Annotated in this window: 11 protein-coding genes; 7 read left to right on the forward strand and 4 right to left on the reverse strand. The window is 71.6% G+C overall.

Annotated features, from left to right (window positions below; genetic code table 11):
* The first annotated feature begins 40 nt into the window (after positions 1-40).
* Together HW837_RS12485 and HW837_RS12490 are read left to right on the forward strand one after the other, a co-directional pair.
* Positions 41-532 carry a MarR family winged helix-turn-helix transcriptional regulator gene (locus HW837_RS12485; RefSeq protein ID WP_052683104.1) on the forward strand — a complete coding sequence of 164 codons (492 nt, stop codon included), beginning with the start codon at positions 41-43 and terminating at the stop codon, positions 530-532.
* A gap of 275 nt (positions 533-807) precedes the next feature.
* Entirely contained in the window at positions 808-2,241 is a 1,434-nt protein-coding gene (locus HW837_RS12490) for an eCIS core domain-containing protein (protein WP_193379748.1), read from the forward strand.
* Positions 2,242-2,358: 117 nt separating this feature from the next.
* Here the strand turns inward: HW837_RS12490 and HW837_RS12495 are convergent, their stop codons facing one another.
* Positions 2,359-2,898, reverse strand: coding sequence for a GNAT family N-acetyltransferase (locus HW837_RS12495; RefSeq protein ID WP_045561914.1), 540 nt, complete (start codon positions 2,896-2,898; stop codon positions 2,359-2,361).
* Between HW837_RS12495 and HW837_RS12500 the strand changes: the two genes are divergently transcribed.
* Positions 2,897-3,685 (forward strand): helix-turn-helix transcriptional regulator, encoded by a 789-nt coding sequence (locus tag HW837_RS12500; protein WP_237270153.1) that lies wholly within the window; start codon positions 2,897-2,899, stop codon positions 3,683-3,685. The genes HW837_RS12495 and HW837_RS12500 overlap by 2 nt on opposite strands.
* Before the next feature lie 33 nt (positions 3,686-3,718).
* On the opposite strand, the gene HW837_RS12505 is transcribed toward HW837_RS12500, so the two are convergent.
* Positions 3,719-4,861 (reverse strand): substrate-binding domain-containing protein, encoded by a 1,143-nt coding sequence (locus HW837_RS12505; protein ID WP_193379746.1) that lies wholly within the window; start codon positions 4,859-4,861, stop codon positions 3,719-3,721.
* A gap of 436 nt (positions 4,862-5,297) precedes the next feature.
* Here HW837_RS12505 and HW837_RS12510 point away from each other — a divergent pair, with 436 nt between their 5' ends.
* From HW837_RS12510 to HW837_RS12525, 4 genes are read left to right on the forward strand one after another with little or no spacing between them, the layout of a single operon-like run.
* Complete coding sequence (locus HW837_RS12510) at positions 5,298-7,760, forward strand: sensor histidine kinase (RefSeq protein WP_193379745.1); 2,463 nt, start codon at positions 5,298-5,300, stop codon at positions 7,758-7,760.
* On the forward strand, positions 7,741-8,217 hold the full coding sequence (locus HW837_RS12515; protein WP_045561911.1) for a roadblock/LC7 domain-containing protein: 477 nt from the start codon (positions 7,741-7,743) through the stop codon (positions 8,215-8,217). Before HW837_RS12510 ends, HW837_RS12515 begins: the two co-directional genes overlap by 20 nt.
* Positions 8,218-8,245: 28 nt before the next feature.
* Entirely contained in the window at positions 8,246-8,692 is a 447-nt protein-coding gene (locus HW837_RS12520; RefSeq protein WP_045561910.1) for a DUF742 domain-containing protein, read from the forward strand.
* Entirely contained in the window at positions 8,640-9,275 is a 636-nt protein-coding gene (locus HW837_RS12525; protein ID WP_045561909.1) for a GTP-binding protein, read from the forward strand. The genes HW837_RS12520 and HW837_RS12525 overlap by 53 nt, the downstream gene beginning before the upstream one ends.
* 104 nt (positions 9,276-9,379) lie before the next feature.
* Here HW837_RS12525 and HW837_RS12530 read toward each other — a convergent pair whose 3' ends face one another.
* Together HW837_RS12530 and HW837_RS12535 are read right to left on the reverse strand one after the other, a co-directional pair.
* The gene (locus tag HW837_RS12530) at positions 9,380-10,474 is read right to left on the reverse strand and encodes a tartrate dehydrogenase (RefSeq protein ID WP_193379744.1); all 1,095 of its coding nucleotides are present in this window, start codon (positions 10,472-10,474) and stop codon (positions 9,380-9,382) included.
* A 113-nt stretch (positions 10,475-10,587) separates the two neighbouring features.
* Positions 10,588-11,487: a LysR family transcriptional regulator gene (locus HW837_RS12535; RefSeq protein WP_193379743.1), complete on the reverse strand. Its 900-nt coding sequence runs from the start codon at positions 11,485-11,487 to the stop codon at positions 10,588-10,590.
* Positions 11,488-11,502: the final 15 nt, after the last annotated feature.

The following is an 11,502-nucleotide window of genomic DNA, read 5'->3' on the forward strand; positions in this document are numbered from 1 at the left end:
GACCCGAACCGGGTCGGCGAGGAACGGAGGGCTCAGGCAGGTGAATGACACGACCCGGCAGGACGACGAAGCCGCCGCTCATGCCGCAGGCAGTCAGCTCGTGCGTGATTTCGGACTGCTGATCAAGGCCGCGACCCGCCTGGAACAGCTGATCGACACCGCTGTGCGGCGGGAGTGCGGAATCAGCCACACGATGCTGGAAGTGCTGCTACGGCTCTGCCGTCGACCCGGCGAAGAGGTCTCCCAACGCCAACTGGCCGAGGACCTCACCCTCACCAGCAGCGGCACGACCCGCTTGATCGACCGGATGGAGGAAGCCGGTCTGGTCCGTCGTCTGCCGTCCCCCGGAGACCGCAGGAGCGTTCTGGTCGAGCCGACCGAGCAGGGGCGTGCGGTCTTCCTCCGGGCCGCCGAGGTGCACGCGCGCGTGGTCCAGCGGTACTTCGTCGACCCGTTGGACGCCGAGCACTACGCACGGCTGACCCATGCTCTGGGCGAGATCAACAGCGTGCTGCGCGAGGACACCGGATGAAGCGCGTCGACGCCGGGGGCTCGCCGGAAGGCGTCACCTCGGCCCACCGCGTCGTGCGGAACTCCAGAAAGAGCCTGACCCGCGGGGCGTAGCAGCGTCCTGACGTCGGGCCCTCCTGTCCGGCCCCGCGCCCGGGCGGCCGCCGCCGATACCCGACAGGGCGGCCGCGCTGCCCATTGGGGCACCGCATCGTGCCCGTGCGCTCCTCACCCGCATCCGCCGCACCGGGTAGGCAGGAAAGCACAGTCCCACTGCCAGCCTACGAGCGGAAGTCCATGCACGCGCGAGAGCCGATGAAGAACGACAAGCAGCCGCAGCGCCCTGCGAAGAGCGCGGCCGCGCGGCCGGGAGGGCGGGTGCCCGACGCGCTTCTCGACCTGCAGCGCACCGCAGGCAACGCCGCCGTCGCCCGTATGCTCCAGCAGGGTCGGCACCAGCACAGCGCGGACTGCGGCCACCGGCAGCCCACGGCGGAGCCGGTGCAGCGCTCCGCCGTGCACGACGTGTTGCGGACGCCGGGCGCTCCGCTGGACGAACCGCTGCGCCAGGAGATGGAATCCCGCCTGGACGCCGACTTCTCCGACGTCCGCCTGCACACCGGCTCCGCGGCCCGCGCCTCCGCGGCCGAGGTGGGTGCCCGCGCCTACACCTCCGGCAGCCATGTCGTCATCGGCGACGGCGGTGGCGACAAGCACACCCTCGCCCATGAGCTGACGCACGTCATCCAACAGCGCCAGGGTCCGGTGGCCGGTACGGACAACGGGGCGGGGCTGAGTGTCTCCGACCCCGGCGACCGGTTCGAGCGCGAGGCCGAGGCCAACGCGGTCCGGGTGATGAGGCGAACGCCTGAGCAGAGCAACCAGGGTTCGGACGGTGCCCCCGTACAGCGGGCTGCCGACGCGGCGGTCCGGGGCGCGGCGCACGGTACCGGCGCGACGGCCGTTCAGCGCTACTCCGAGGTCACGACCCCGGAGCTGGGGCCGGCCCGGGTCTCGCAGAACGGCCTGTACATCATGGACGTCACTCCGGGGGCCGACACCACCGTCTTCTGGGTCGCGGAAGGTGCCCCGACGCCCCAGTACTGCAAGCCGACCGGGGCGAGAGGGGAGATCGGCGGGCGCACGTACACGCAGTACGAACCGGAGACGACCTTCCTCGCGGACTGCGCCCACACGGCCGAGGAGATCATGCACCAGCAGCGGCTGGCCCTGGGACAGGACGCCAGCGAATTCGCCCTGGGCGGCAACCAGTTCGGCCTGGGCGACAGGGAGAACGCGGAGGGCGCGGTGGCCTACGCGCACAACAGGCCCGGTGGCCCCCACGCGAACGGCGAGGAACGGCCGGACGCCGGCCAGGCGTTCGCCATCGTGGAGACCGCGTGGCAGGGGGACTACGAGAGGCCCGCCAACACCAGCGGATGGCCGTACCACGTGGCGGCCGTGGTCGCCGTGGACGGCGACGACCGCATCACCGTGGAGCAGGCCGCGGACGGCAACGACGCGAAGGCCCGCCAGGGGTACGAGGGCATCGTCGACATGTATACGTCGGGCACGGATCCGACCAACGGGCAGGCGCTGCCGCACAGTTTCCACGGGCGCAACACCGGCGGTCCGGTGCAGCACTTCACGGTGGGCGCGATCACCGTGATCCTCCAGCCGATCAACGTGGGCAGCCTCAAGAAGGAGAGGGGCAACCGGAAGCTCATGTGACCCGGCCCACCCCGTGACGCCCGCCCGGGACCGGACACCCAGGCGGGACCGGACACCCGGGCGGGGTGGGTCAGGGTTCGCGGTTCGCCCGGCTCCGGCTCCGGCTCCGGCTCCGGCTCAGGCGGACGGCGTCACCGGGGACCGCCGGCCGAGCCACTGCTCGGCATCCCAGGCCCGGAACCGCTCCACCTCGGTGAACCCCAGCTTGGCCGCCAGACGCATCGAACCGACGTTGGCGCTCTGGGTGGTGAGCATGACCGGCTCGCCGGGAAGGACGCCGTCCAGCCAGTCGAGCGCCGCCGCGCACGCCTCGGCGGCGTACCCGAAGCCCCACGCTCGTGGCAGGAACAGATAGCCGAGATCGACCTTCCCCGCGGCAACCGGGCGATGATCCTCGGGTGTTCGCCTCAGCAGGATGTGGCCGATCATGGCCCGGTCGAGTTCGACGACGAAGCTCCCCGGCCACCGCTCGGGCACCGCGGGCAACTCGCGCTCGAGCTCGTCACGCGGGCGGGGGCCACCGAGGTAGGTGTGCACCTCCGGTGACGCCAGCACCTCGATGAACACCGTACGGTCCCGGGCCTCGGACGCACGGAGCACGAGCCGTTCGGTCTCGATCGGGGCGGGCGGCCAACTGACGGACCCGAGTTCCTTCATGGCGGGCAACCTATCGCGGGTCGCCACGCTGGCCGACATCAGCGTCGACTACTACGGCAAGCTGGAGCGCGGCAACCTCGCCGGCGCCTCCCCCGCCGTGCTGGAGGCGGTCGCCCGCGCGCTGCGGCTGAGCGACGTCGAGCGGGCGCATCTGCTGCATCTGGCCCAGGCGCAGGAGGGCTCCGACACGCTCGCCCGCCCCAGGTCCGGCCGGCGGCGCGCGCTCCCGAAGAACCTGCAGTGGACCCTGGACGCCGTCACGGCCGGGCCCGCGTTCGTCACCGACGGCCGTCTGGACCTGGTCGCCGGCAACTCGCTCGCCCGCGCCTTCTTCACCGACCTGTATGCCGGTGACACGGAGACGCCGAACATGGCCCGCTTCCAGTTCCTCGACCCCGTGGCCCGCCGCTTCTACCCGGACTGGGACCTCATCGCCGACATGACCGTCGACGTCCTGCGCACCGCGGCCGGCCGCGACCCCCACGACAAGGACCTCCACGACCTGGTGGGCGAACTGTCCACGCGCTGCGACGCGTTCCGCGTCCGCTGGGGCTCGCACAACGTCCGCCGCCACGGCACCGGTTCCAAGCGCTTCCACCACCCGCTCGTCGGCGATCTCACCCTCTCCTGGCACGGCTCGGCCATGGACGCCGAACCGGGCCTCACCCTGCTCATCTACACCGCCGAACCGGGCTCACCCTCCGAGGAGGCACTCCGCCTCCTCGCCTCCTGGACCGCCTCCCCGGACGGCTCCGCCGCCGACGGCCGCCTCCGGACGGACGGTTGACCGCAGACGTGGCGCGCGGCCGGCCGCCCGTACCTACTTGCCCCAGATCTTGCGGTACGCCTGTCGGTAGCCCTCCGAGTCCCAGGAGAGCGCGCCGCCGCTGTTGTCGGCGGTGGTGATGTGGACGGGGGCGACGTAGTCGCTGGCGGGCTCGCCCGTGAAGGCGCGGTTGAACTCGTCGATGATCTGCCATCCCTGTTCGGACAGGGGCTCGGGCACCGTGGCGGACTGGTACCGCTTGCCGTTGATGCGCTCGAAGGCCGACGGATCTCCGTCGCCGGCGCCGATGTTGTACGGGGCGCCGTCGCCCTGGTGTCCGGCTGCGCGCAGCGCGGGTGCCGCGTGGTCGAAGTAGAGGTCGTTGATGGCGGCGGAGTAGGTCCATCTGTCGCCGAACCGGGACTGGAGGGAGGCGACCTTGTCGAGGGTTCTGCTGCCGGCCTCCGGGATGGGGATGTCCTCATAGCTGAGCAGGTCGACATCGGGGCAGGTGGCGAGGTGTTTCCTGATCAGGTCGGACTTCCGTGCGGCGAAGGGGATGGAGGCGTCGGTGAAGAGCACCACTCCGGCGCGGCCGCCCGAACGGGCGATGATCCAGTCGGCGCTGATCCTCGCGACGTCCTCGACCCTGGTGGTGACGTTGCTGAAGAGCTTCGGACGCGCGCTGGGTCCCGGGGTGGCCGTGGCGTGCCAGCCGATCAGCGGTATGCCGGCGGCGTCGGCCTGTTCGACCTGCTTGGTCACGGACTTGGGGTCGAAGCCGCCGATGACGATGCCGGAGGGCTTGAGGGCGAGGGCTTCGGCGAAGGCCTCCCGGATTCCGGCGGGAGTGCCCTGTCCGTCGATGGTGCGGACGTCCCAGCCGATGACCTTGGCCGCTTCCTGGACACCCCGGGCGACCCCGGAGACACCCGGGTTGGTCATGGTCTGGGCGATGTAGGCGATGGTCCTGCCAGGGACGGCCTTCGGTCCGGTGGTGGGGCCGCCCCAGGGGGCGTTGACGTCCTCGGCCTCCTTGACCGCCTGTTTCGCCTCGGCGAGGACGGCGGGACAACCCGGCTTCCGTGCACCGACGGTGGACGCGTCGGCGGTCGAACCGCTGTCACAGCCGGCCACGGTGGTGGCCGCGACCAGGAACGCGACGGCTGCCGCGGTCGCTCTGCGGGTGGAGTGCACGGGGTCTCCTCAACTGGGCACGAGGGGGTACGGATTGCGTGGGGGGAGGAGAGAACAGGCCGGCAGACAGCCGGAATCGCAACGGCGGCAGCACCTCGGGCCGCTGCCCGGCGGGTTGTCGCGGTGGGAATGTAGCAGGGCCCCGACCGGTCCCTCCACGGGAGGCGCTACCGCTCAGTAGGCGCGCGTGAACAATTCGTAATCAATTCTTGATTACGCACAGGCTCACAACGATCACACAGACGATAGTCTCCGACCGACCCGATCCGGACACATGACGTGATCCCGTCGTTCGAACGACGTGTCCGATCGCTCGAACCCGGCGAACCCGCCGAACCCGTACGAGCGTCCGGCCCATCCCGGCCACCAGGTCGTCGACGGTCCCGCCGCGACGACACCGCGGTCACCACCCACCCGAACAGCCAAGGAGGTCAGCGTGCCCACGCACACAGTGGAGCCGCCGCCCGGCCGCACGGACCGGACTCCTGTGTTCCGCCGCAGGGCGGTCTCCGTTCTCGCCCGGTGGCCGTTCCGGCGCAAACTCAACGTCCTCGTCGTCGCGCCCGTGGCGGTCGTCGGCGCGCTCCTCGGCGTCGGCGTCACCGGCCAGATCGAGCAGGTCCGCGACGCCGACCGGGTCGCCGAACTGGTCCGTGACAGTGAGCAGGTCGCGGCGCTCGCCAACGACATCCAGGCCGAACACCGGCTGGCACTCCTGCTGTCCGTGCAGTACGACGCGGCCCGGCCGGGGGCCGCCCAGCCGTCGACGACGGCGTACCGCGAGGCGCAGCGGGCCACCGACGAACGCGTGGCGGCCGTGCGGTCCGCGTTCGGGTCGAGTCTGCCGGCCGAGGAGAAGCAGGCCCTCGAGTACATCGCCGGCCTCGACTCCCTGCGCGACAAGCTCGGCCGGGACTACGTGCCGGCCGCCAACATCGACCCCGCCTACGCCGCCGCCGTCGGCTATCTCATCGACGGCATCGGTCTCGACCGCTTCGCCGCGACCTCGCAGTCCTCGGTCACCAACCTGCTGGACGCCGTACTGCGGGCGGACGCGGCCCACGCCGCCTTCGAGAGCGCCGTGTTCTCCGCCCAGACCCGGGACGCGAACGCGCTCACCGAGTACACCCGCGCGGTCGGTGCCCACGAACTCTTCACCCACCAGTCCGAGCGCTTCGGCCGTATCGCCAGACCGGACCAGGTACTGCGCATGGGCGGGATCGAGCGCGCGGCCGAACAGAACGCCATCACCTCGCAGTTCGCGGAGCTGCAGGTCGATCCGGGGTCCCTGCAGTCGCAGACCCCACGCGAACTGCGCGAGAGGATCGCCGCCGGAGAGCGGCAGGCCGACACCCGCCTCGGCATCACCAGGACCCTCATCCGGCAGACCGCCGCCCAGGCCGACGCCCTGTCCGCGAACGCCCTCTACAAGGCATGGCTGATGCTCGGTCTGGCGCTGCTCGGCTTCGCCGCCTGGCTGGCGTTCTGCGTGCTGGTCCGCCGCTCGGTCGTCCGCCCCCTGACCGCACTGACCCGCTCCGCCCAGCGGGTGGTCGCGGCCGCGGGCGAGGAACTCGCCCGTGTCGCCGACGACGAGTCCACCGACACCGCCCCGTTCCGGCCCCAGGCCATCCCGGTCCCGGTCCGCGACGACATCGGCGAGCTGGCCGAGGCGTTCAACCATGTGCAGGTCACCGCCGCCGCGCTGCTGGAGCGGCAGATGCTGAGCCGACGCAACGTCGCCGAGATGTTCGGCAACGTGGGCCGCAGGGTCAGCAATCTGACTACACGTCAGCTGTCGCTGATCGACGCGGTGGAACGCGAGGAGACCGACCCCGACCTGCTCGACCAGCTCTACCGCATCGACCACATCGCCGTACGGCTCCAGCGCAACGCCGACAGCCTGATGCTGCTCGCCGGAATCCGGGAGACGGACGTCGAGGCCCGGCCCACCACGCTGGCCGACGTCATACGCTCCGGCCTCGGCCGCATCGAGGGGTACCAGCGGGTGTCCCTGCGCTCCGAGACGGACATCACCGTCGGCCCCGACATCATCGGCGACCTGACCCTGCTGCTCGCCGAACTGCTGGAGAACGCCGTCTCCTTCTCGCCTTCCCACACCCCGGTCGAAGTGGTCGTGCGGCCCGGCACCGATGTCACCAAGGACGGCGGCGCCCTGATCGAGGTGATCGACCACGGCCTCGGGATGAGCGCGGAACGCCTCGCCGAGGAGAACGTGCGGCTCGTCCGCCGGGAACGGCTCGACCTGGTGCCGACCAAGGTGCTCGGCCTCTTCGTCGTCGGCAGCCTCGCCCGCCACCTCGGACTGCGCGTGGCCCTGAGCCGTACACCGGGCGGTGGTGTCACGGGCACCGTATGGATCCCCGCGTCGCTCCTGCTGACGATGAGTCCGGTGGACGACACACCTGCCGGGACCACGGCGGCACCCACGCCGAGGCCGGAGAGGACGGCCGCCGCACCGGTACCCGCCGCCACCGCGACCCTTCCCGAACGACGGCCGACGATCGTGTCACCCCACAGCGACCTGCCCCGGCGCGTCCCGTCCCGCCCCGGCCCCGGCGACGCCGCCACCTCCGAGGGCACCGCGCCCGCGGCCACCCGCCCCCTGCGGCGACGGGTCCGCGGCGCGACGCTCACCGTGACCACCCCGGCGGCCGACCGCAACGGCTCGGCGCCGCGACAGCCGCTGGACGCCGACGCCGTGCGTTCGGAACTCGACGAGTTCGAGGCCGCAGTCCGCAGGGCGGAACAGGACGCGGCCGCGACTGAGACCGAGACCACGACCACGACCACGACCGCCGACGAGACCGGCACCACCGCAGGACCGGAAACCCCAGAAGGCCAGAAGGAGACGGGCAGTGACGACGTCGACAGGTGACAGCACCTCCGAACAGGCGAACCCCGCCGATCTGCGAACCGCGGCGGCCGACTTCACCTGGCTGCTCGACCGGTTCGCCACCGACACCGCCGGTGTCGTGGACGCCATCGCGGTGTCGTCCGACGGACTGCTGATCGCCGTCTCCCAACTCCGCGACAGGGCCGACTCCGAGCGGCTCGCCGCGATCGTGTCCGGCGTCACCAGCCTCGCCGCGGGCGTCTCCGGCAACTACGGTCTGGGCGGCCTCAACAAGGTCATCATCGACCTGGAGGGAGGCCATGTACTGGTCTCGGCCATCGGCAACGGCGCCGTCCTCGGCGTGGTCGCCTCCAAGGAGGCGAAGCTGGGCAACATCGCCTACGAGATGACCCTCTTCGCCAACCGCGCCGGGGCCGCGCTCACCCCCCAACTGGTGATCGAACTCAAGAACAGCGTCGGCTCCACACCGGCCGGCTGACCCGTCCCCCGCGAGGCAGGAGGGCGTCATGGCCGACGCCGGACGAGAACCACTGGAAACACCACGAGACAGCGGCGGCGGCTCACCGGACCCGGTCGGACGCGCCCCCGCCGTCCGCCCGTTCCTGCTGACCGCCGGACGGGTGTCGGGGGCGGGCAGGGCGGCACCGATCCCGATCGAGACGCAGATCGTGGCGACCGCCGCCGGGCTCGCCGCCCTCGGCACGCTCGCCTTCGAACACCACGACATCGTGGCCGCCTGCCGGCAGCCGCAGTCCGTGGCGGAACTGGCCGCCCGTCTGCGACTGCACCTCAACGTCGTCCGGGTGCTCACCGAGGACCTGTGTACCGCCGGGCACCTGGCCGTCCACGTGCCGGACACCCGGACCGCACAGGACATCACCGTACTGCGAAGGGTCATCCATGGTCTCCGTGCCGTCCCCGACTCACGGGACACGCTCCGTGACAGCGGCTGAGCGGCCGCCGCTGCCGGTCAAGCTGGTCATCGCCGGCGGCTTCGGGGTCGGCAAGACCACCACCGTGGGCTCCATCTCCGAGATACGGCCCCTGACCACGGAGGCCGCCATCACCGAGGTCGCGGCGGGCGTCGACGACCTCACCCACACCCCCGACAAGACGACCACCACCGTCGCCATGGACTTCGGCTGCATCACGCTCGACCCGACGCTGAAGCTGTACCTGTTCGGGACACCGGGCCAGGACCGGTTCGGCTTCATGTGGGACGACGTGGTCGAAGGGGCCCTCGGGGCCCTGGTCATCGTGGACACCCGCCGCCTGGACGACTGCTACGCCGCCGTCGACTACTTCGAGCACAAGCACATCCCCTTCGCCGTCGCCGTCAACGCCTTCGACGGGGCGGTCGAACACGACCTGGACGAGGTGCGGTGGGCCCTGGACATCGCCGGACACGTCCCGCTCGTCGTCTTCGACGCGCGCCGCACGGGCTCGGTCCGCGACGCGCTCCTGGTCGTCCTCGACGTCGCCCTCTCCCGCGCCGAGGCGGCCACGACGAGCGCGTCGCCGCAAGCCCGGGAGTAGGCGAGTGGAGTAGGCAGGCCGGCCCCGGCACCACGCATCGCGGTGCGGCTCCCGCCAGGGCGCGCGACCGGGGGGGCCGACCGCCCGGTCGCGGTCGAGGGCCGTCAGACGTCGAGGGCGTCGATCAGGGCCTTGGTGACGTCCTCCGTCGTGGCCGTGCCGCCGACGTCGCGGGTGAGGACGCCCGCAGCGGTCGTCGTCTCGATCGCCTTCTGAAGACGGGCCGCCTGCTCCGGCAGGCCGAAGTGCTCCAGCATCAGCGCGGCGCTGCCGACCGCGCCGATGGGATTGGCCAGACCCTGCCCCGCGATGTCCGGGGCGGAGCCGTGGACCGGCTCGAACATGCTGGGGAAACGGCGCTCGGGGTTGAGGTTGGCGCTCGCCGCCAGACCGAGGCTGCCCGCCAGCGCGCTGCCGAGGTCGGAGAGGATGTCCGCGTTCAGGTTGGAGGCGACGACGACCGACAGGTCCTCGGGCCGCAGGACGAACTTCGCCGACATCGCGTCCACCAGGACGCTCTCCGTCTCCACGTCCGGGTAGTCGAGCGAGACCCGCTTGAAGACGTCGTCCCAGAGGACCATGCCGTACTGCTGGGCGTTGCTCTTGGTCACCGAGGAGACCTTGCGGCGGCTGCGCGTACGGGCCAGGTCGAAGGCGAAGCGCATGATGCGCTCACAGCCCACCTCGGTGAACAGGGCGGACTGGACGGCCACTTCGCCCCCGGGCCCGCGTCCGCCCAGGTTGCGCCCGCCGAGGCCCGCGTACTCGCCCTCGCTGTTCTCGCGGACGACGACCCAGTCGAGGTCCGTGTCGTCGGCCTTGCGCAGCGGGCTCTGCACTCCCGGCAGGAAGTGCACGGGGCGGACGTTGGCCCACTGGTCGAAGTTCTGGCAGATCTTCAGGCGCAGGCCCCACAGGCTGATGTGGTCGGGGACGGTGGGCCAGCCGACGGCGCCGAAGTAGATGGCGTCGAAGTCCTTCAGCCGCTCCAGACCGTCGTCGTCGATCATCTTGCCGGTGCGCTCGTAGAACTCGCAGCCCCAGGGGAACTCCTCCCAGACGAAGGCGAAGGGGGCGGCCGAGGTCCGGGAGCTGTCGGCCAGCGCGTCGAGGACGGCCCGCCCGGCGGCGACGACTTCCTTGCCCACTCCGTCGGCGGGGATGGCGGCGATGCGGAACGTGCGGGGTGCGGCTGTCATGGGTGCCTCCGGCTCGCTGTCGTGCGGTCTGTCTCGAGTCAACACAGCGGCACGGTGGTGCGTCCAAGACCTGCTTTCGATGGCACGTATAGGCGGAGCCGATCGGTTCCGCGTCAGGCCGCGGGGGTGCGCCGGACGGCCAACGACCTGGTGAGGGCGAGGAACGCCCGCGCGGCCGGTGTGAGGTGCGCCGGCAGGCTGACCATGGCCACATGGAGGTGGGCGGTCGGCGCCAGAGGTGCCACCACCGCGCCGCAGCGGCGGGCCAGCCGGGTCCAGGACGACGGAAGCACCGCGATCCCGACGCCGGTCAGGACCAGCGGCAGGATCGATGTGCGGTGGTCGACGACCGTCACGATCTCCGTGCCGGTGCCGCCCGCGGTGATGTCGTCGACGATGTGGCGCATCAGGCTGCCGGTGCGCGAGGCGATGAGTTTCTGTCCGGCCAGGTCCTGGGGACGAAGGGTGACGTCGTCCTCGATCACCCCGCCGGGCGCGGCGACGACCACGAACGGCTGGTCCTCGACGTGCAGCACGTCCAGGCCGGTCGGGTGCACCGGGGTCGCGCTGCCGAGCAGCCCCAGCTCGCAGGCGCCGCCGCGGACCAGCGCGACCACCTCGTCGGGGGTGAAGGCGGCGTGCGTGCTCACGGTCACCGCCGGGTGCAGGTCGGCGAAGCGGTGGATGAGCGTGGTGAGCGGTTCGATGCCGGGCGAGGGCATGGTGGCGACTTCGACCGTGCCGCCGTGCAGACCGGCGAGTGCGGTGGCGGTGTCGCGTACGGCGGCCAGGTCGCGCAGCACGCGCCGGCTCGGCTCCAGCAGTTCCCGGCCTGCCTCGCTCAGGACGACGCCCCGGCCGACCCGGTGGAAGAGGGCGACCCCGAGATCGGCCTCCAGGTTCGCCATCGCCTGGGACAGCGACGGCTGGGCGACATGGAGGGCGGCGGCGGCCTTGCTGAAGCCGCCGTGCTCGACGATGGCCAGGAAGTACTCCAGTTGCCGGGCGTCCACGGCACCTCTCCGCTC

This window comes from Streptomyces caniscabiei (assembly GCF_014930365.1).
Taxonomy (GTDB): domain Bacteria; phylum Actinomycetota; class Actinomycetes; order Streptomycetales; family Streptomycetaceae; genus Streptomyces; species Streptomyces caniscabiei.